The organism is Mesorhizobium sp. M1182, from assembly GCF_040318335.1.
Classification (GTDB): domain Bacteria; phylum Pseudomonadota; class Alphaproteobacteria; order Rhizobiales; family Rhizobiaceae; genus Mesorhizobium.
The window spans coordinates 1-20003 of record NZ_JAMYMD010000011.1; the positions used below are offsets into that span (position 1 = coordinate 1).

General features: G+C 62.9%; 20 protein-coding genes and 2 pseudogenes. 10 read left to right on the forward strand and 12 right to left on the reverse strand.

Annotated elements, in window-relative coordinates; translation table 11 throughout:
• Nucleotides 1-289 precede the first annotated feature (289 nt).
• The 3 genes and pseudogenes from NKH33_RS15310 to leuB all read left to right on the forward strand — a co-directional run bounded on the left by NKH33_RS15310 (nt 290) and on the right by leuB (nt 2289).
• Nucleotides 290-673 (forward strand): RidA family protein, encoded by a 384-nt coding sequence (locus tag NKH33_RS15310; protein ID WP_352570052.1) that lies wholly within the window; start codon nt 290-292, stop codon nt 671-673.
• A 70-nt stretch (nt 674-743) separates the two neighbouring features.
• Nucleotides 744-1049, forward strand: a pseudogene (locus tag NKH33_RS15315) (VOC family protein); the annotation flags it as partial.
• Between the two features lie 136 nt (nt 1050-1185).
• Entirely contained in the window at nt 1186-2289 is a 1104-nt protein-coding gene (gene leuB / locus NKH33_RS15320) for a 3-isopropylmalate dehydrogenase (RefSeq protein WP_352577299.1), read from the forward strand.
• 88 nt (nt 2290-2377) lie between these two features.
• Here the strand turns inward: leuB and NKH33_RS15325 are convergent, their stop codons facing one another.
• The 3 genes from NKH33_RS15325 to NKH33_RS15335 form a co-directional block, all read right to left on the reverse strand.
• Entirely contained in the window at nt 2378-3154 is a 777-nt protein-coding gene (locus NKH33_RS15325; protein WP_352920372.1) for a hypothetical protein, read from the reverse strand.
• A 178-nt stretch (nt 3155-3332) separates the two neighbouring features.
• Nucleotides 3333-4046, reverse strand: a complete 714-nt coding sequence (locus NKH33_RS15330) for a DUF805 domain-containing protein (protein WP_352920374.1) — start codon at nt 4044-4046, stop codon at nt 3333-3335.
• Between the two features lie 88 nt (nt 4047-4134).
• Nucleotides 4135-5967, reverse strand: a complete 1833-nt coding sequence (locus NKH33_RS15335) for a DEAD/DEAH box helicase (RefSeq protein WP_352920377.1) — start codon at nt 5965-5967, stop codon at nt 4135-4137.
• A gap of 201 nt (nt 5968-6168) precedes the next feature.
• Here NKH33_RS15335 and NKH33_RS15340 point away from each other — a divergent pair, with 201 nt between their 5' ends.
• Nucleotides 6169-6318: a hypothetical protein gene (locus NKH33_RS15340; protein ID WP_352920379.1), complete on the forward strand. Its 150-nt coding sequence runs from the start codon at nt 6169-6171 to the stop codon at nt 6316-6318.
• A 106-nt stretch (nt 6319-6424) separates the two neighbouring features.
• Nucleotides 6425-7459 (forward strand): aspartate-semialdehyde dehydrogenase, encoded by a 1035-nt coding sequence (locus NKH33_RS15345; RefSeq protein WP_023680535.1) that lies wholly within the window; start codon nt 6425-6427, stop codon nt 7457-7459.
• Between the two features lie 398 nt (nt 7460-7857).
• Here the strand turns inward: NKH33_RS15345 and NKH33_RS15350 are convergent, their stop codons facing one another.
• The gene (locus NKH33_RS15350) at nt 7858-8265 is read right to left on the reverse strand and encodes an ACT domain-containing protein (RefSeq protein WP_352920579.1); all 408 of its coding nucleotides are present in this window, start codon (nt 8263-8265) and stop codon (nt 7858-7860) included.
• A gap of 255 nt (nt 8266-8520) precedes the next feature.
• Here NKH33_RS15350 and NKH33_RS15355 point away from each other — a divergent pair, with 255 nt between their 5' ends.
• Nucleotides 8521-8931 carry a DoxX family protein gene (locus NKH33_RS15355; RefSeq protein WP_352507359.1) on the forward strand — a complete coding sequence of 137 codons (411 nt, stop codon included), beginning with the start codon at nt 8521-8523 and terminating at the stop codon, nt 8929-8931.
• A gap of 190 nt (nt 8932-9121) precedes the next feature.
• Nucleotides 9122-9385, forward strand: coding sequence for a YMGG-like glycine zipper-containing protein (locus NKH33_RS15360; RefSeq protein ID WP_023680734.1), 264 nt, complete (start codon nt 9122-9124; stop codon nt 9383-9385).
• 72 nt (nt 9386-9457) lie between these two features.
• On the opposite strand, the gene rpsP is transcribed toward NKH33_RS15360, so the two are convergent.
• From rpsP to NKH33_RS15395, 7 genes are all read right to left on the reverse strand, one after another.
• The gene (gene rpsP / locus NKH33_RS15365) at nt 9458-9859 is read right to left on the reverse strand and encodes a 30S ribosomal protein S16 (RefSeq protein ID WP_352615509.1); all 402 of its coding nucleotides are present in this window, start codon (nt 9857-9859) and stop codon (nt 9458-9460) included.
• A 50-nt stretch (nt 9860-9909) separates the two neighbouring features.
• The gene (locus NKH33_RS15370) at nt 9910-10236 is read right to left on the reverse strand and encodes a chorismate mutase (protein ID WP_254817890.1); all 327 of its coding nucleotides are present in this window, start codon (nt 10234-10236) and stop codon (nt 9910-9912) included.
• A gap of 7 nt (nt 10237-10243) precedes the next feature.
• Nucleotides 10244-11860 carry a signal recognition particle protein gene (gene ffh / locus NKH33_RS15375; RefSeq protein ID WP_352920382.1) on the reverse strand — a complete coding sequence of 539 codons (1617 nt, stop codon included), beginning with the start codon at nt 11858-11860 and terminating at the stop codon, nt 10244-10246.
• 309 nt (nt 11861-12169) lie between these two features.
• Nucleotides 12170-13138 carry a CPBP family intramembrane glutamic endopeptidase gene (locus NKH33_RS15380; protein WP_352541974.1) on the reverse strand — a complete coding sequence of 323 codons (969 nt, stop codon included), beginning with the start codon at nt 13136-13138 and terminating at the stop codon, nt 12170-12172.
• Between the two features lie 147 nt (nt 13139-13285).
• Entirely contained in the window at nt 13286-13888 is a 603-nt protein-coding gene (locus tag NKH33_RS15385) for a DUF1236 domain-containing protein (protein ID WP_352470842.1), read from the reverse strand.
• A gap of 63 nt (nt 13889-13951) precedes the next feature.
• Entirely contained in the window at nt 13952-15046 is a 1095-nt protein-coding gene (locus tag NKH33_RS15390) for a zinc-binding metallopeptidase family protein (protein WP_352920386.1), read from the reverse strand.
• Nucleotides 15047-15142: 96 nt separating this feature from the next.
• A complete protein-coding gene (locus NKH33_RS15395; protein WP_352920389.1) occupies nt 15143-15376 on the reverse strand; it encodes a hypothetical protein in 234 nt (77 codons plus the stop codon).
• Nucleotides 15377-15561: 185 nt separating this feature from the next.
• On the opposite strand from NKH33_RS15395, the gene NKH33_RS15400 reads away from it, so the two are divergent.
• The 3 genes and pseudogenes from NKH33_RS15400 to NKH33_RS15410 all read left to right on the forward strand — a co-directional run bounded on the left by NKH33_RS15400 (nt 15562) and on the right by NKH33_RS15410 (nt 17740).
• Nucleotides 15562-16362 carry a lytic murein transglycosylase gene (locus tag NKH33_RS15400; protein ID WP_352817236.1) on the forward strand — a complete coding sequence of 267 codons (801 nt, stop codon included), beginning with the start codon at nt 15562-15564 and terminating at the stop codon, nt 16360-16362.
• A 113-nt stretch (nt 16363-16475) separates the two neighbouring features.
• Nucleotides 16476-16898, forward strand: coding sequence for a DUF4279 domain-containing protein (locus tag NKH33_RS15405; RefSeq protein ID WP_352920391.1), 423 nt, complete (start codon nt 16476-16478; stop codon nt 16896-16898).
• Nucleotides 16899-16974: 76 nt separating this feature from the next.
• A pseudogene (locus NKH33_RS15410) lies at nt 16975-17740 on the forward strand (IS5 family transposase).
• A gap of 925 nt (nt 17741-18665) precedes the next feature.
• Here NKH33_RS15410 and NKH33_RS15415 read toward each other — a convergent pair.
• On the reverse strand, nt 18666-19889 hold the full coding sequence (locus tag NKH33_RS15415; RefSeq protein WP_352920394.1) for an argininosuccinate synthase: 1224 nt from the start codon (nt 19887-19889) through the stop codon (nt 18666-18668).
• Between the last annotated feature and the right edge of the window lie 114 nt (nt 19890-20003).

A 20003-nucleotide genomic window follows, 5' to 3' on the forward strand; every position in this document is an offset into this window, starting at 1 on the left:
CTTGGCCAGCGGCCGCAAGGACCGTGCTCAAAGGCCGGACATATGGACGCAAGCGATCGAAAACGACGCAAAACAACCGTTGCAGGCAGGGCGCCGTCCACATATGGATCCTGGGGTCTGCGCCGCGTCGCTTCGCTCCTTGCTTCGCCCCAGGATGACGACTGGAGAGATGTTCTGGCCAATCTCCAAGGTCTGCGCTTTCCACGTCGTAACAACAATCGGTTGCCTCTGGCCCATGGCCGGGTGGACCCTATACCTTCAGGATGGCCGCAACCACTGCGAGGAAGCCATGCGAAAACTGATCTCCACCGGTTCGCCCTTCGAGAAGACCGCCGGCTATTCGCGCGCCGTGGTGCAGGGCGACTGGTGTTTCGTGTCCGGAACGACCGGCTACGATTATGCGACCATGTCGATGCCGGAGACCGTGGAGGCACAAACGCGCAATTGCCTGACGACGATCGCCAAGGCGCTCGGGGACGGCGGCTTCGAGACGGCCGATGTGGTGCGGGCGCATTACTATATCACCGATGCGGCTTTCGTGGATGTGGTGTTCCCGATCCTCGGCGAGGCCTTTGGCGAGATCAGGCCGGCGGCAACGATGATCGTGTGCCAGCTCAACAAGCCGGAGATGAAGATCGAGATCGAGGTGACGGCGCTGCGGCGCACAGCCTGATGCCTGTCACGGTTGCGACAACGACACGGTTAGCACGAGGATCGGCCCATGGTGAAGGTCAGGCGCATCAGCGGCGGCAAAACCCTTCTATCAGGATGTGCTCGGCCTCGATCTCAAGATGGATATGGGCTGGATCGCTACCTACGGCTCGCAAGAGACGATGTCCGTGCAGGTCAGTTTCATGGCCGAAGGGGGATCAGGAACGCCGGTGCCGGACATCTCTATCGAAGTCGACGACGTCGATGCCGCGCTTGAAAGCATGAGGACGGCCGGCTTTGCCATCGAATACGGTCCGGCGGACGAACCCTGGGGCGTGCGGCGCTTCTTCGTACGCGACCCGTTCGGCAGGCTGGTCAATATCCTTTCGCATCTCTAGGCATTTTGTCTTGAGCATCGGATTTTCCCAAAACCGGTTTCCACTTTGGGTCCGATGCTCTGAACCGCAGGCTTGCGCGCCGGCCGCTTGGCGTTTAGCAAGGCCGCGGCTCACGACACAATCAGGACGGTTCCCCATGGCTTCGAAAAATCTTCTCCTGCTTGCCGGCGACGGCATCGGCCCCGAGGCGATGGCCGAGGTGAAGAAGCTGATTTCCGCCATGAACGACAGGCTCGGCAGCGATTTCGTCACCGATGAGGGCCTTGTCGGCGGCTGCGCCTACGACGCGCATGGCGCGGCGATTTCCGATGCCGACATGGCCAAGGCAATGGCGTCGGACGCGGTGCTGTTCGGCGCCGTCGGCGGACCGAAATGGGATGCGGTGCCTTACGAGGTGCGCCCGGAGGCGGGTCTGCTGCGGCTGCGCAAGGACATGGAGCTGTTTGCCAATCTCAGGCCGGCAATCTGCTATCCGGCGCTGGCGGCGTCCTCCTCGCTGAAGCAGGAGGTGGTCGAGGGGCTCGATATCCTGATCGTGCGCGAGCTCACCGGCGGCGTCTATTTCGGCGAACCTAAGCAGATCATCGACCTCGGCAACGGCCAGAAGCGCGGCATCGACACCCAAATATACGATACGTTCGAGATCGAGCGCATTTCGGGCGTTGCCTTCGAATTGGCGCGCACGCGCAAGAATCACGTCACCTCGATGGAAAAGCGCAATGTGATGAAGTCGGGCGTGCTGTGGAACGAGGTCGTCACCCAGACGCACAAGGCCAAGTATGCCGACGTCAAGCTCGATCACATGTTGGCCGATGCTGGCGGCATGCAGCTGGTGCGCTGGCCGAAGCAGTTCGACGTCATCGTCACCGACAATCTGTTCGGCGACATGCTGTCCGACATCGCCGCCATGCTGACCGGCTCGATCGGCATGCTGCCGTCGGCCTCGCTCGGCGCGCCGGATGCGAAGACAAAAAAGCGCAAGGCGCTCTACGAGCCGGTGCACGGCTCGGCGCCCGACATCGCTGGCAAGGGCATCGCTAATCCGATCGCCATGATCGCCTCCTTCGCCATGTGCATGCGCTATTCCTTCGGCATGGTTGAAGAGGCCGACCGGCTGGAAGGCGCGATCGCCGCCGTGCTCGATCAGGGCTTGCGCACCAGGGATATTCATTCACCGGGGATGACCGAGGTCGGCACCGCTGAGATGGGCGACGCGATCATCGCCAAATTTTTGGGCTGATCCCGTGTCGGTCGACGTCCGCTGGGCGACGACCGGGGATGCGGCGGCACTCGCCACCGTGCTTTGTGAGATGGCGGCACAGGGCAATTCATGCCGAGCCCTTGCCGGATCGCGCCAGCGTGAGCGTGTCGATCCGTTTCTTCCTGCCTGAGATAAATTCGACGATGCGGTGCGTTTCGTAACTCCGCACAACGAACGAAGGCGCGGTCCAAAGGTCGTCGATCGTGATGTCATGATCGCGGAGGCGCCCCAGTGCCAGCGACACGCTGAAACTGCGGTTCTCGTTCATTCTGCGGAAGCGCATATGTACGATGTTGCGCTTTTCGGCGATCGAAAGCAGCTCGTATAGGTCGAGCGGTTCCCCCTGAGCGCTTCTGAACGCGGTGTGGGAGTTTATGACGCGCGCCTCCACGCGGCCTTTCCGCGAACGTGGGTTATCGGTGCAGCCATGTTTTGGCCAAGGCCAGCCAAGATTGTCGAAGAACACCCGGCCGCCGTGTGGGCATTGATAATAGAACACCTGCTTGCCGCAGACCGTTCGATCGACACGAGCCCAGCCGGTAGGCGGAGTCTCTGCCACCCGGGAAGCGCGAACGCGAGAAATCAGCGGCGCAAATAGATCGGCGACATAGGCGCGCCGGGGTCCATAGCCCGCGATGTCAGCGCTCCATTTTCCATACCATTGCCAAAGGTCGCTGTAGGGCAGCGGGTTCTCAATTTCCCGGTTGCGCAGTTCGTCAGCTACCGTGCGATAATCCTCCTGGAACTCATTATTCACCTCGCCGATGCGAGCGCCACCAGTGGCAACGCTGATCATCACGGCTCGCAGCTTGTCGAGTAAGGCGAGTAGTTCCGGGTCCGTCATGGACGATTCCTCGTGCGCGCGCTAGCGTGGGTCTCCTCCATGCGCGCTGAAATACGCTGCACAACCCCCTTCGTCATTTCTAAAACAGGTCGAGCTCCTCAGCGTTGAAGTGCCGACGGCACGGGCAGAAGGTGTTCCTTAGGCTGTCGTCTGGCGGGGCACTAGACTAAGGACGACACTAAACCCTGACACCCGCCGGCACGGGACCCCACTTGTTCTCGCGCGGCTGGGTCGGGATCAGCGCAAAGATCAGGATGATCACGGTGCCGAAGGTCGGGATCAGGAAAAGCAGAAAGAGCCATCCCGTCAGGCCGGTATCGTGCAGGCGACGCACGTTGAGCCCGAACCACGGCAGGGCTGTCGCCAGCAGGAAGAGACCGGAAAGGCCGACCGTCACTGCCGGCAATTCACTGTTGTCGAGATTGCCCATGGCGTCGTCGATAAAGACGCCGAGTCCTATGACCACGATCAGCGCGATCGTCCAGAACAGACAATAGCCCCAATACTCCTTGCGGCGGGCACGGCCGGCGAAGTTGAAGTAATTCTCGGTCAGACCCCACCAGAAGTAGCTCCACAGGCCAGCCGATTCAGCCGGACTTTGTTCAGCGGAACGGCCGAAATGTTGCGGCTGACGTGCCGCGGGCGCATTGCCGGCCTGAGTTGGGGCGGCGGTTGCAGTGGAGGCGTCGGCGGGCGCACTGGCAGGTTGGGCGCGGATCGAAAAAACATCGCGTGCCCGTCCGCCAGCCGGCTGGAATTCGACGGTCGTACCTCCGGCAACCGATGCTTCGCGGCGCAAATCTTCGCGCGCCAAAGTGTAGCGGTTGCCGTCGGCTCCGGTGATGAAGCCGAAACCCTGGTCTTCGTCGTAATGAAGAACTTCGCCGCGCATGTCCTGCCCACCCCCATTTCCCCGCCCCAGACTGTGCAAAGTTCCGGCAGACCGCAAGAGGCGTGCGGAAATGGAGAGTTCTGGCTATTTACCCCGGCCGTTTCTTCGATTTCTTGTGTTTCGCAGGTCCGCCTTCGAACTTCGCCTTGGCCGGTTTCCCGGCCCAGGGCTTCGCCTCGAATGCCGGGCGCTGGTCGGCCGGTGCGCGCTTCTCGAATTTGGGCGTGTTCTGATCGAAGGTGCGCTTGCCGCGGTGCGGCTTCTTGTCGGGTCGTGGTTCCTGATAGCCGGCCCGCGACAAATCCGGCGTGCCGTCCAACCGCTTGACCGCAATGTTGCCCTGCAGCTTCCGGTCGGGGCCGATCGCAGCGAGGAAACGCTCGGCCCAGTCCGCCGCGATCTGCACGAAGGTTTCCTCCTGCTGCATCTTGATGGCGCCGATCTCGCGCTTGGAAATGCCGCCTGTCCGGCACAGCATCGGGATCAGCCAGCGTGGCTCCGCATTCTGCCGGCGTCCGACCGACAGCGAGAACCAGACGCTGTCGCCGAAATCGTCGCGGCGGCTCGGTGCCTCGTCCCGGCGGGCAAATTTTTCGCCCGACGGCGTGAACGGTGCCACGTCGAGAAGATCCTCCGGCGCCGAGTGGCTGGAGCGGCACATCCGCAGGAAGGCGGCGGCAACCTGTTCGGGCCCGTGCTGATCGAGAAGCGCCTCGACGAAGCCGCGCTCCTCATCCTTCATAGGCTCGCTGAAGACCGGATCAGCGAGAATGCGCTCGTCGTCGCGCCGTATCACGTCGTCGGCCGACGGCGGGCTTGCCCATGTCGCCGCAAGGCCGGCACTTTGCAGCAGCCGTTCGGTGCGCCGACGGGCATTGTTGGGCACGATCAGCGCGCTGACGCCCTTGCGTCCCGCACGACCCGTGCGTCCGCTTCGGTGCAGGAGCGTCTCCGGGTTGGTTGGCAGGTCGGCATGGATCACCAGCTCGAGATTGGGCAGGTCGATGCCGCGTGCCGCGACGTCGGTGGCGATGCAGACCTTGGCGCGGCCGTCGCGCATCGCCTGCAGCGCGTGGCTGCGCTCGTTCTGGCTAAGCTCGCCGGACAGCGCCACGACGGAAAAGTTGCGATTGTTGAAGCGCGCCGTCAGATGGTTGACGGCGGCGCGGGTGTTGCAGAACACCAATGCATTCTTGGCCTCGTAGTAGCGAAGCACGTTGATGATGGCGTTTTCGCGGTCCGCCTGGGCGACGCTCAGCGCCCGGTATTCGATGTCGAGATGCTGCTTTTCCTCGCCGGAGGCCGAGATGCGCACAGCATCGCGCTGGTAGCCCTTGGCCAGCGTGGCGATGGAGCGCGGCACGGTCGCGGAAAACATCAGCGTGCGGCGATCGGCGGGTGCGGCATCGAGGATGAATTCCAGATCCTCGCGAAAGCCGAGATCGAGCATCTCGTCGGCCTCGTCGAGCACCACTGCCTTGAGCGCCGACATGTCGAGCGAATTGCGGGTGATGTGATCGCGCAGGCGGCCGGGCGTGCCCACGACGATATGGGCGCCGCGCTCCAGCACGCGCCGTTCGGTGCGCATGTCCATGCCGCCGACGCAGGACGCCACCGTGGCGCCGGTCAGTTCGTAGAGCCATTCCAGCTCGCGCGTTACCTGCAGGGCCAACTCCCGCGTCGGCGCCACGGCCAGCGCCAGGGGTGCCGCCGCGTGGGAAAAGCGCTCCGCGCCATCGAGAAGGGTCGGCGCCAAAGCCAGACCGAAGGCGACGGTCTTGCCGGAGCCGGTCTGGGCCGAAACCAGCGCATCGGCCTGGCCAAGCTCGAGAACGGCGTTCTGCACCGGCGTCAGCTCGACATAGCCGCGTTTTTCCAGCGCCTTTGCCAGCGCGGGAACAATAGCTTCGAAGTTGGACATCTTGCTCTTTCGAAATTCGGATTCTGAATACCCGGCGACGGGTCAAATGTCGGCAAGCGCCACAGACGGGCGCCACGAGCCAGACGATGCTCGTTCGTACTTGGTGCCGCGGTCATTGTACAGGGCGGGCGGGTCGGGCTGCTTGCGATTGACTCTAGACGTAAACCGCGTAAAAGCCGGCACCGAACGGGATAGTTTTCGATGCGCGGCCTTTTGATGGCGCTTTCTGCCTTCGACATCCCCGGCCCCAATGCGAACCATTGGGCCGGGCGCGTCGCTGCGTCTCCTCGTTCCAGAAAAATCACGTTCTTGCTCAAAAGAACCGGCAAAACGACCACCAAAACGGTCTGATTCCCTTGGCCTAACCACCCTCTCCCGGGTCCGGCCCGGGGGTTGAAACCCGCATCGGCCGGCGGGTTTTCTCCAGAAACCGAGCGGAGAGGGACAGGAGATTTCGATGAGTTTCAAGGTTGCGATCGTCGGCGCCACGGGCAATGTGGGCCGGGAAATGCTCAACATACTGGAGGAACGCGGCTTTCCAGTGAGCGAGGTGGTGGCGCTGGCCTCGCGGCGCAGCCAGGGCACGGAAGTGTCGTTCGGCGACCGCACGCTGAAGGTCAGGGCGCTCGACCAATATGATTTTTCCGACACCGACATCTGCATCATGTCGGCCGGCGGCAACGTGTCCAAGGAATGGTCGCCGAAGATCGGCAAGCAGGGCTGCGTCGTCATCGACAATTCGTCGGCCTTCCGCTACGATCAGGACGTGCCGCTGATCGTTCCGGAAGTGAACCCGGATGCGATCTCGCTGTTCACGCGCAAGAACATCATTGCCAACCCGAACTGCTCGACGGCGCAGCTGGTCGTGGCGCTGAAGCCGCTGCATGACGCGGCCACCATCAAGCGCGTCGTCGTCGCCACCTACCAGTCGGTCTCCGGCGCCGGCAAGGAAGGCATGGACGAATTGTTCACGCAGACGCGCGCGGTGTTCGTCGCCGACCAGGTCGACGTCAAGAAGTTCACCAAGCGTATCGCCTTCAACGTCATCCCGCATATCGACGTCTTCCTCGACGACGGCTTCACCAAGGAAGAGTGGAAGATGGTGGCCGAGACCAAGAAGATGCTCGACCCGAAGATCAAGCTGACGGCGACCTGCGTGCGGGTGCCGGTGTTCATCGGCCATTCGGAAGCGGTCAACATCGAGTTCGAGAAGCCGATCACCGCCGATGAGGCGCGCGAGATCCTGCGCGAGGCGCCGGGCTGCCAGGTCATCGACAAGCGCGAGGACGGCGGCTACATCACGCCGCTGGAATCGGCCGGCGAGGACGCCACCTTCATCTCGCGCATCCGCGAGGACTCGACCATCGATAACGGCCTGTCGATGTGGATCGTCTCCGACAATCTGCGCAAGGGCGCGGCACTCAATGCGGTGCAGATCGCCGAACTGCTGGTCGAGCGCGGGCTGATCCAGCCGAAGAAGAAGGCGGCATAGTTCGCTCACGGCCGTATCGCCGCTAGCGCGGCTGGCCTCCGCGGGGGCGCCGGACGACCGGCGGCCTGCGGTCGCAGGCTTGGCCTTCGGCCGCGATTTTTGCTCAGCTTGCTTTTTCTCTCACGGCCGTATCGCTGCTGTCGCGGCTGGCCCTCCGCGGGGGCGCCGGAAGGCCGGCGGCCCGCAGTCGCGGGCTCGGCCTTCGGCGGTTGTTTTGCTCACGGCCGTATCGCCGCTACGCGGCTGGCCTCCGCGGGGGCGCCGGAAGGCCGGCGGCCCGCAGTCGCGGGCTCGGCCTTCGGCCGTTTTGCGCCCTTCTCGCCGTTCACGGGGAGAAGGTTCCGGCAGGCGTATGAGGGGCAGCGCAGGCGTCTCAAATAGGCAGCAAGGCGCCGGCGTCACAGCCGGTTCTCCTCCGCTAGGTCCAACAGCAACTCCAGCGCCTCCTCCGCCCGGTCGGCGGGCACGAACAGATGATCGTGGTAGAAGGCCGAGACCGGATTGACGCCGATGCCGGCGGTGGCCAGCCGCGCGGTGATGGCGGCGAGGAAGCCGACCGCTTCCAGCGACGAATGGATGTTCAGCGTCAGCATCCGGCAGCGGAACACGGTTTTCAGTCCAGCGGCCTTGGCATGGTCTTCAAGCACGATCAGCGTCGTGCCCTCGCGCTCGCGAAATAGCATCACCGGGCGGAGCCTGTCGGGAACGGGCGCATGGGGTGGCAACGTGGTGAAGACATGAACGCCGGCAAGCAATTCCGGCGTCATTGCCGCCAGCAACTGTTTCAGGTCGGTCTCTCCGGCCATCGGTTGCTTTCGCTGTGCGATCAGGCTGCTGCTGCCGTCGCGCGCTCGGAAGACACCTCTACGGATTTTCAATAACGCCCTCCACCTCACCCCGCAAGGTGGACTTGGCCAGGTTCGTTGCTGACTGAACGTACACACCCAAGGTTCGCCCCTGGAGTGAAAAGAATTGGAGGCATGTCGGATCGCCGTCATGGGCCGCGTCCTTGGTTCGAGCTGGCGGAGAGCCAGTGCTCACAACGACCGGAGGGAACATCAATGACCATGTCTCAGGCAGCACCCGTCTCATCGCGTGCCTTGTGGGCCGGCCGCGTGCTCAGCGCCGTAGTCGTGCTGTTCATGATCTTCGACGGCGTCATCAAGCTACCGCCGCTCGAAATCGTCACCCAGACCATGGTGCAGCTCGGCTGGCCGGCCGATGCCAATGTCTCGCGCATGCTCGGCATCATTGGACTGGTCTCGACAGCGCTTTACGCGCTGCCGCGCACCTCGGTGCTCGGCGCCATCCTGCTCACCGCCTATCTCGGCGGTGCCGTCGCCACGCATGTGCGTATCGGCAGCCCTTTGTTCTCGCACATACTGTTCGGCGTTTATCTCGGCGCCATCCTCTGGGGTGGCCTGTATCTGCGCGATCCAAGGGTGCGCGCGTTATTCCCGTTCAGCCAATAGCGCGACATCGAAAGCCGCTCGATGGTGGCCAGGCCGCCAGAGCGGGCGCGGTCTGCCGCCGCCTTTCTACTCTTTGGATCAAATTGAGCGCCGCCGGGCGGCAGCCGATCTTCTTCTTTGGATCAAATCGCCTGGTTGCGAGTTAGGGGGTGCAGCGGCGAGGACGGCACCCTGTTGGAGAGGAACGACAATGAAAAAGGTGATGATCTTGATGGCCCTGCTGGTGCCGCTCGGTGCCTGCTCCCGTACTGAGCAAGGCGCGGCAGTTGGTGGCCTGGGCGGTGCGGCGGTCGGCGCTGCTGTGGCCGGCAACCCGACCAAGGGCGCGGTGATCGGCGGTGCGGCCGGCGCTTTGGCCGGTGCGCTGATCGGCCGTGCCAGCGAAAGCGGCCAATGCCGTTATCGCGATCGTAACGGTCGTGTCTACGTTGCGAGTTGTCCGGAAGGCTATTGATCGGGCCGCATCATATGGATGCAATAGCAAAACGGCGGGCAGGGCCCGCCGTTTCGTGGTTGTGGAGATGATTTATTCGGCGCTGGCGGCTTCCGACTCGGCCGGCGCGGCTGCGGCGGCGGCAACGGCCGCGGCGGCATCTTCCTGCGCCTTCTTCAGCAAGGCTGCGCGCTCCTGCGCCTTCTTGCCGGGCTCGGCCTTCTTCGGGTTGGAGCGGGCTTCGCGCTTGGCGATGCCGGCTTCATCGAGGAAGCGCAGCACGCGGTCGGTCGGCTGGGCGCCATGCGACAGCCAATGCTTGACGCGCTCGGCGTCGACCTTGACGCGTTCGCCGTCCTTGGGCAGCAGCGGATTCCACGAGCCGAGCGACTCGATGAAACGGCCGTCGCGCGGCGAACGAGCGTCGGCGACGACGACATGGTAATAGGGACGCTTCTTCGAGCCCGCACGGGCCAATCGGATTTTCAGTGGCATTTCTTTTCTCCTAAAAGCTCTGATCTGGTTGATCGGTTGGTGGCTGGTCCTCAGCCGGTTTTCGTCACGCCGTTGGATGCGGCGATCTGCTCGTGATGGCGGATCACTTCGCGGACGACGAAGTTCAGGAATTTCTCCGCGAAATCCGGGTCGAGATGGGCGTCCTTCGCCAGTTGGCGAAGACGGGCGATCTGCTCCTGCTCGCGCGCCGGGTCGGCAGGCGGCAGGCCATGTTCCGCCTTCAGCACGCCGACTGCCTTGGTGCAGCGGAAGCGCTCGGCCAGCATGTGGATCAGCGCCGCGTCGATATTGTCAATAGAGGCGCGATAATTGGCCAGCGCCGCACGCGCGTCCGCCATGTCCTTCTCTTCGTTCATGGCGCCCTCACTTCTTCTTGCCGAGGCCATTCTTGCCAAGCATTGGCAGCCCGCCACCGCCCGGCAGGCCGGGACGTTTCATGCCGCCGGGCAGCCCAGGCAGGCCACCGCCACCGGGCAGGCCCTTCATGCCGCCGAGCCCGGCGGCCTGGGCCTGCTTCTGCAAGGCGTCGAGCTGCTTGGGGTCCATCTTGGAGAGGTCCGGCATGCCGCCGCCCATCATGCCGCCTCCGGGACCGCCTGGGCCGCCAGGCATCATGCCGCCGAGCCCCATCTTGGAAGCGAGGCCGCCCATCATGCCGCGCATCAGGCCGCCGCCTTTGCCCTTGCCGCCCATCGCCTTCATCATGTCGGCCATGCCGCGATGCATCTTCAACAGTTTGTTGATTTCGGCCGCGTCGGTACCCGAGCCGGCGGCGATGCGCTTCTTGCGCGAGTGCTTCAGAATATCGGGGTTGGCGCGCTCGGCCTTGGTCATCGACGAGATGATGGCGAGCTGGCGACCGAACATCTTGTCGTCGAGCCCGGCGGCGGCCATCTGGTCCTTCATCTTGCCCATGCCGGGCATCATGCCCATGATGCCACCCATGCCACCCATTTTCGACATTTGCTGAAGCTGGCCGGCGAGGTCGTTCAGGTCGAACTTGCCCGACTGCATCTTCCTGGCCATCGCCGCCGCCTGCTCGGCGTCGATGTTCTCGGCCGCCTTTTCGACGAGGCTGACGATGTCGCCCATGCCGAGGATGCGGTCGGCGATGCGCTTGGGGTGGAATTCCTCCAGCGCGTCCATTTTTTCGCCGGTGCCGATCAGCTTGATCGGCTTGCCGGTGACGGCGCGCATCGAGAGCGCCGCACCACCGCGGCCGTCGCCGTCCATGCGGGTCAGCACGAGGCCGGTGATGCCGACGCGCTCGTCGAAGCTTTTCGCCAGATTGACGGCGTCCTGGCCGGTCAGCGAATCGGCGACCAGCAGGATCTCGTGCGGCGACGACATCTTCTTGATGTCGGCCATCTCGACCATCAACGGCTCGTCGATATGGGTGCGGCCGGCGGTATCGAGGATGACGACGTCATGGCCGCCGAGCTTGGCCGCCTGCACGGCGCGGCGGGCGATATCGACCGGCGTCTGACCGGCGACGATCGGCAATGTGGCGACCTTGACCTGCTCGCCGAGCTGGCGGAGCTGCTCTTGCGCGGCAGGACGCCGCGTGTCGAGCGAGGCCATCAAAACCTTCTTGTTTTGACGGTCGGTGAGGCGCCTGGCGATCTTGGCCGAGGTCGTCGTCTTGCCCGAACCCTGCAAGCCGATCATCATGATGACGACCGGAGCCGGTGCATTGAGGTCGATGGCGACGCCCTGGGCGCCGAGCATCTCGACCAGTTCGTCATGGACGATCTTGACGACCATCTGGCCGGGCTTGATCGACTTGACCACGGCGGCGCCGACGGCCTTCTCGCGCACCTTGTCGGTGAAGGAACGCACCACTTCCAGCGCCACGTCGGCCTCGAGCAACGCACGGCGCACCTCGCGCAGCGCCGCCGAGACATCGGCCTCCGACAAGGCGCCGCGGCCGGTGAGGCCGTTCAGGATCGAACCAAGACGTTCCTGTAGCGATTCAAACATTCTTTTTCCTTTTCCCTGGCACCCGGATGATGCCCGAGAGGTAATGCGTTCGCGCCAGCTGTCCAAGCAAAAGCCGGTCCGGGCAAAGCCCAAAGCCAAAAAACACCCGGGGGCGCACAGCGCTGCCGGGTGTTGGCCTCCGGGATCGATTTACAGCACTTCACCTCAAAGAGGTTTCGGCGTCCCGGTCGGTTTGCTCGGAGGAATACTCGTCGCGGAATTCGCGGCGTGTAGACAGGAAATCGGCCGCAGAGTCAAGCTTTGGTCAAGCTTTGCGTCAAATAGCTCAGGACGACCAGGCAATGCACATCAGCGCACGCTGCCGGCGCGCGCCATATCCGGCTCGACCTTCAGCGGTGAGCGCGGATGTAAAAGCAGCAGAACGGTCAACAGGCTGCTGACGATGCCGATCGAAGCGATGAGGACGGCGTCTGAAGTCGTCCAGCCCGCGGCTTCGAGCGGCTTGGCGTTGAACAGGGCGAAGGAATTATAGCTTTGCTGGTGCGAAATCAGCAGGAAGCCGGTCAGATTGTTGCCGAGATGGGCGCCAAAGCCGGCACCGAGATTGCCGGTTGCATAGACCAGAAGCGTCAGCAGCAGCGCAAAGGCAGCGATCGAGGCCAGCACGCAGGCATTGATGGCAGCGCTTGAACCTGGGCTCCAGTGCAGGGAGGTGAACAGCAATCCCGGCAGCAGCGCCCAGATGAAAGAGTTCCGGAACCGGCTCGCCAGGCCCCTGAGCAGATAACCGCGAAACAGCATCTCCTCCGACGACGTTTGCAGAAAGGTCAGGGCGGCGATCGGGATCAGGAACAAAAGCCACGCGGACAGGCCGATCGCGCCGCGCGCGATGTCGGGCTGCAAACCATAAAGCAGGATCTCGGAAAGCAGCGAGGTGATCAGCACCGCGGTCAGTCCTTTCAGGAACCCCGACCAAGAAATGCGCCGGCTGACGCCAATCAGGGCTGTCAGCTTCTCGCGATGGATCCAGCGCATGGCAGCCCAAAGGCCGAGCCAGATTCCGGCAAATGAAGCCAGCGCCGCAAGGATGCCTGCAGGAGAGGCCATGAAATCCTGCACCGCTCCCCCACCTGGCGGGGCGGTGCCAGACGATGCCTGCCAAACGGCAAAGGCATAGGTGCCGCCGAACAGCACGGCGGCAGTGGTTCCGAGCCAGAACAGGATGACGACCACCGCTCCAAGCAGAAGCCGCGGCAAAGTGGTCTTGTTGTTGGCGGTGTGCCGGTACTGTTGGAAGGCGGTTGGGTCGATCGTCACGCGGGCTCGCTGGCTGGTGCTTCGGCTCGCAAGGTCTAGAACATCGGCCCCAATGTGGAAACCGGTATTGCAGCGGCAATACCGGCTTGTGGCAATGTCGGGAGTGCGAGCGGCCGCCATTACAGGGCGACCGCGCTGTTTGTATCGTCAGCGCACGACGTACACGATACGCCGGCTGCCCGGATCGACCAGTGCCGGCTGGCCGTTCACATAGACGTAACGGTAATCATAGTCCGGAATCTCGCGTAGCTCGACGGTGTCAGGCAACGTCGCGCCCGTCACCACCTCGCCCTCGAGATAGACCGGATCGAGCCGATGCGTACGTACATAGGTACGGATCTCGGCCGGCGGTCTCCGGATAGGCTCGATCGCCTCGCCGGCGACGATTGCTCCGGTATAGCTGTCGGAATACTCGACGCTATCGGCGGGCGGCGTCACGACGGCAATGTCGGCGCTGGCCGGACGCTGTGTCAGGACCACACGGCTGCCGCCGAAATCGGCCGTCACATAGTCGGAATAGACCCAGCCCTGGCCGTTAGCCTCGGCGATGGTGCACCATTTGCTGTTGGCGATGCAGCCGTCGAGCGTCGCCGACTGGCCGGCCGCAAGCACGCCGATCACCGGATATTGCGGGCCGGGGCCGGCGCGTACATTGAGATCAGTGATGGCCGAGACGGCGGTGTCGGCCAAGGCAGAGCCCGACATCGCCATGAGCGCTCCGGCCACCGCCGGAAACAATATGCGTTTCATGGTCTTCTCTCCGTTTCACAGTCCCTTGGCACGGAAAACGAAGCAAAGCCGCATGCGTTCCGGCTAAAAGGCTTCGGCCGGCTCACGATTTGTTCCAGTCGTTTTCGGCAGGTCGGTCAAAAGCTCGTGAACAAAAGCAAGTTTTTGCGCCGCCACGTCCGAGATGACGAAGGGATAGAGATCGGGCAGGCCCATGCAGCGGTTGATCGAGTTGGACGCCTCCGACAGCACCAGCCAGCGGTCGAGAATCCTTTCGAAAGGCTCTGGCCTGGAGGCGGGTTCCGATGGTGCCGGCTGCAACTTGCCGCCGGTATCGGCGCGCGGCAGCTCGTTGGCTTCAAGGGTTTCCAGCCGGCCGAGCGGGAAATTCAGGGCATGCACCATCTCCAGTGTGTCGGTGATGTGCATGTGATGCGCCCATGTCTCGGCCCAGTCCTCCCATGGGTGCGACGTCGCATAGGCCGAGATATGGCGCTGCTGCCAGTCGGGCGGCGCGCCATCGGCATAATAGGTCTTCAGCGCCTGTTCGTAGCCGGCGCGCTCGTCGCCGAACAAAGCGCGAAAACCGGCAAGCTTTTGCAAATCGTCGCGGATCAGGCGGTCCCAGTAATAATGGCCGAGCTCATGGCGGAAATGGCCGAGCAGCGTGCGGTAGTTCTCGCCCATCTCGACGCGCCGCCGTTCGCGCTCTGCCGAATCCGCCTCGGCGACGTTGAGCGTGATCCGGCCGTTGTCATGACCGGTCAGGATACGCTCGCCGCCCGGACCGCCGCCGATCGGATCGGCAAGAAAATCGAAAGCGAGACCGATCTCGTCGCCAACGTCCTGCTTGGGTGCGACCGGCAGGCCGAAGGCGAGCAGCGAATAGACGGCACGCTTCTTTGCCGCCTCGACACGGATCCAGCGGCGGCGATTGCCGTCGACCGACAGATCCGGGATCAGCTGGTTCAGCGCACAGGCGCGGCAGAAGGCGTGGCCGGGCTCCGCCATCCAGTTGCAGGCGCATTCGTCGGCATTGGTGCAATGGAAGACCTCGGCCCCGGACAGCGCGAAGCGCGCATGCTCGGGATCGTAGAGCACGAGGCTGGCGCAGTTCAGGCATTGCGCGTTCTCGAAATAGAGACGGTGGCCGCAATGCGGGCAGTCGAAAAGCGTCATTGGCGTCTCAAGTCATTCGAAATCGAAATGCGGAGGACGATACGAGCAGGAGAACGCCAAACGCCTGTCAGCTGCCGACGTTCCTGCCGGCCGATGCTATTTTGCCGCAAGTTGGGCGGCGACCTCCTTGGCCACTGCCTCGCCCGACAATCTGGCGCCGCCGCAGGTCTGCATCAGCGGACCGGCCAAATGCTCGCCGGCGAAGAAGATCTTTTCCGCCACGGGCTGCATCAGCGTGGCGCGCGCTTGCGAGCGGCCGGGCCGCCGCCGCCGCATAGCACACAAACCGCTCAGCGCCCCGCCGATGATCACGACATCAACGTCTTCCATGCTTATTCTGTCCCCGCCACAATAATTACTTGATCGTAGGCAAATTCCCGGGCGTCCGCCAGTGTGGTGGATTTGAGGTTCCTGCTGTATTGAGTGCATCGGCGTGGCGCCGGGGCAGTGACAAGCAGGTGTTTCGCAGGCAAGTTCGCAATTGGGAACGTGATTCAGGCAACCAGGAGAGCAGCATGGCATTTCTTGCCAAGGGGAAGATGTTTGTAGTGGCCACGGTGGTGGCGGTGCTTGCGCTGGCGACGGGCGCGCAGGCGGCGGCCAGCTGTGGCAAGAGCGGCGCCGGCTTCGAGGCATGGAAACCGGAGTTCGCCGCGGAGGCGAAGGCCGATGGTGTCGGCTCGAAGGGTCTGGCCGCTCTGGCTCGCGCAACCTACGCGACAAAGACGATCTCCGTCGACCGCGCCATCCATAAGGCTTTCAGCGGCTCGGTGGAAGCTTTCATGAAGCGCCGTGGCGCGTCCGCGATCATTGCCAGGGGCCGTGCGCTGAAGAAGGCCAATGCTGCGCTGTTCGACAAGATCGAACGGAATTACGGCGTGTCGCCGGGCGTGTTGCTCGCCATCTGGGGCATGGAGACCGGCTTCGGTTCCGCCATGGGCAACCAGAATACGGTCTCCGCCATTTTAACGCTGGCCTATGACTGCCGCCGTCCGGAGTTCTTCTACCCGCATGCCATTGCGGCCCTGAAGCTGGTTGATCGCGGAGCGTTGAGCGCCTCGTCGGTCGGTGCCGCGCATGGCGAGATTGGCCACACGCAGTTCCTGCCCGGAAATGTTTTGACGTATGGTGTCGGAAACAAAAACCTGCGTGACAAGGCCACTGCGTTGGCTTCTACCGCCAACTTCCTCAAGAGTCATGGTTGGCGGGCCGGCGCGAGCGCGCAGGCGAATATGGGCGCAATTGCTGGCTGGAATTCGGCGAGCGTCTATCAACAGGCCATCGCCCGCATGGCCACGGCGATCGATGCCGACTGACAGGATATAAACGCAAAAATGACTGGGCTCGGTTGGAAGCGCGAGGCGAGCATGAAGAGTCTCGCAACAGCGCAGGGCTTGCCTTGCCCTTTGGAACCTAGCTAGGACAGGCGATGATCTCGCTCTCGATCGTTGATTTCGATGCGGACCCCGAGAGGGTGACTGCGATCCTAAGCCTCGAACCGACACGCATAGTCCGCAAGGGCGACCCGATGCGTAACGGTTCCCCGCGCAAGAAGAATGGATGGAGCCTCGATGGTCCGCGGCAAAGGCTCCGGAGTGGGGCCGAGCACGAGAATGCGGTCAACTACCTGATCGAGCAGATGCGAGGTCGGGAGGAAGCCTTCGCCCGGCTGCGGCAGGAAGTGCGGCCGAAGCAGATTACGATCTATGGCGGGTTCTATACGTCCTACGACGAGCAGTGCGGCATCTGGCTTGAGCCGTCCGCGATGAGGGTGCTCGCGGATTGCGGTGTTGGCTGGGGCCTCGACCTTTTCGTTGAGGACGAAGCTCACCAACATGGAAGTGAGGTGTGAGCAGCCGTCCTGTCCGCATTGGGTCGTTTGCCGACTGGCTGGTTCCAAACTTGAGCGGGGTCTGATTCATAAGGGCATGAGCCGATACGATCTGACCGACTTCGAATGGCGGGCGATCGAGCCGCTGTTGCCCAACAAGCCGCGAGGCGTGCCGCGCGTAGACGACCGCCGGGTGCTGAACGGCATCTTCTGGGTGCTGCGATCGGGTGCGCCATGGCGCGATCTGCCCGAGCGCTACGGGCCTCGCACCACTGGCTACAACCGCTTCGTTCGATGGCGGATAGCAGGTGTCTGGGATCGGCTGATGGACGCCATTACCGAGGCCCATGACGGCACGGTGCAGATGATCGACACCTCTATTGTTCGCGTCCATCAGCAGGGTGCGACGGCAAAAAGGGGAATCGAGATCATTGTCTCGGTCGTTCCCGAGGCGGGCTGACGACCAAAATCCATGCTCTTGTCGACGCCGAAGGCAGGCCGATCAAGCTGACGCTCACGGCAGGTCAAATGAGTGACATCGCCTACGCAGCGGACTTATCAAGGATTTGCCCGAGGGTGCCATGCTGCTCGCCGACAAGGGCTATGATGCCAACGCGTTGCGCAATGCCGTCACCGAGCAAAAGGCATGGGCCAACATCCCGCCCAAGGCCAACCGCAAGGACCCGATGTGCTTCAGCCCCTTCCTCTACAAGGCCCGCAACCTCGTCGAACGCTTCTTCAACCAGGCCAAGCAGTTCCGTCGCATCGCAACTCGATATGACAAGCTGGCAGAAAACTACCTCGCTGCCCTCAAACTCGTCTCCGTCCGTATCTGGCTACGCGGTAACGAGTCTACGTCCTAGTCTAGAGCTTTGTTTTAACGCAATCCCGGACGGAAAACCGTTTCACGCTTTTCCTGGAATTGCGCTATTCGACCGAAAGTCCGGCCAAGCCCCGGGCGTGGAAACTTCGTCAAACACCGCCATCGGCCCGGTCGCGGTAAGGACGACGGACGCCGTTTCGCGCCCGAATACGCGAAGCGGGGCCGGCAATTCATATTGCTTGAGGAAAGGATTGCCGGAAGAAACGTCGTTCCAGCCGAGCTTTGCGGGCGCATCGGGGCGGTCGGTCAGCCAAAGGGCAAAACCACTATATGTCGGAACGTCAGCCCTGCACTCGACCAGCGCGGGAAGGTCGAGGGAGGGGGGTCATCGTTGGCTTTGGCGACGGCCAAGTTCGCCAGGACAGCCAACGCGGGCAGGAAACCAGCTCCAAGCGTGGCCAAGCGCCTGGGCACATCACGCTCAATAATGCACGTAGCCGCTCAACGGGCATTTCTGGGAAATGGGAATCTGGAAGGGGCCGTCAAAACTTTTGCAGGTACGGAATTTGGAATTCCGCGGCGCCGGGGTAGCCGCTTTTGGCTTGTCCCCGATGACCGTCGGGACTCTGGGACCCTGCGCGTAGCCGCTCAACGGGCATTTCTGGGAAGCGGGAATCTGGAAGGGGCCGTCAAAACTTTTGCAAGTATGGACCTTGGATGTTTGCCCCGCCGGGACTTGCGTGGACTGACCCGCGGTAAAGACGGCCACCGCCGCAAGCAGAAGAAAAAGTCTGTTTTTCACTGTCAAAGCCCTCCGACCCGCACGAGAAGTAAGATCAAATCACGGAAAGGTCAAACAGGAAACGATCTGAAATCGCGGCTTCTATTATATTAGAGACGCCAAATAAAACCCGGTGTCCTCACCGGGTTCCTAACTCATCTAAGCATTGGGCCTGTTGGGAATATCAACCCTTGCGATTGCGCGCCGCCAGTGTCCGCAGCCTGAGCGCGTTGAGGCGGATGAAGCCTTCGGCATCCTTCTGGTCGTAGGCGCCGCGGTCGTCCTCGAAGGTGACCAGCGCGTCGGAATAGAGCGTCTTCCTCGACTTGCGGCCGGTGACCATGACGTTGCCCTTGTAGAGCTTCAGCCGCACGGTGCCTTCGACGTCTTCCTGGCTCTTGTCGATCATTGCCTGCAGCATCAGCCGCTCGGGCGCGAACCAGAAGCCGTTGTAGATCAGCTCGGCATAGCGCGGCATGAACTCGTCCTTGAGGTGGGCCGCACCGCGGTCGAGCGTGATCGATTCGATCGCCCGATGGGCGGCGATCAGGATGGTGCCGCCGGGGGTCTCGTAAACGCCGCGCGATTTCATGCCGACGAAACGGTTCTCGACCAGGTCGAGCCTGCCGATGCCGTTGTCGCGGCCGAGATCGTTGAGCGCGGCCAGCATGGTCGCCGGCGACAGTTTCTTGCCGTTGAGCGCGATCGGATCGCCCTTGAGGAATTCGATCTCGATCTCGGTGACCTCATCCGGCGCGTCCATCGGCGAAATGGTGCGCTGGTGGACGAATTCCGGCGGCTCGCTCCATGGATCCTCCAGCACCTTGCCTTCCGAGGAGGAGTGCAGAAGGTTGGCGTCGACCGAGAACGGCGCGTCGCCCTTCTTGTCCTTCGGCACCGAGATCTGGTGTTGTTCGGCGAAGTTGATGAGATCGGTGCGCGACTTGAACGACCAGTCGCGCCAGGGCGCGATGACCTTGATGTCGGGGTTGAGCGCATAGGCCGAGAGCTCGTAGCGAACCTGATCGTTGCCCTTGCCGGTCGACCCATGCGCCACGGCGTCGGCACCCACTTCGGCGGCGATATCGACAAGATGCTTCGCGATCAACGGCCGGGCGATCGAGGTGCCGAGCAGATAGGTGCCTTCGTAGACGGCGTTGGCGCGGAACATCGGGAAGACGAAGTCGGAGACGAATTCCTCGCGCACGTCGACGATGCGGATATCCTTGATCCCCATCATTTCGGCCTTTTTGCGCGCCGGCTCCAGCTCGTCGCCCTGGCCGAGGTCGGCGGTGAAGGTGACGACTTCGGCGCCGAGTTCGGTCTGCAGCCATTTCAGGATGATGGAGGTGTCGAGGCCGCCGGAATAGGCGAGCACGACCTTCTTGACGTCTTTCCATTTGGACATTTTTGCATTCCGCGACAGGAGTTGTTGGCGCGCGAGGTATCACGGCGTTTCCGGCTTGCGCAAGAGACGAACGGTGCCTGGACCAGATGCTGCATCGGCCAGAAGCTGGCAAGG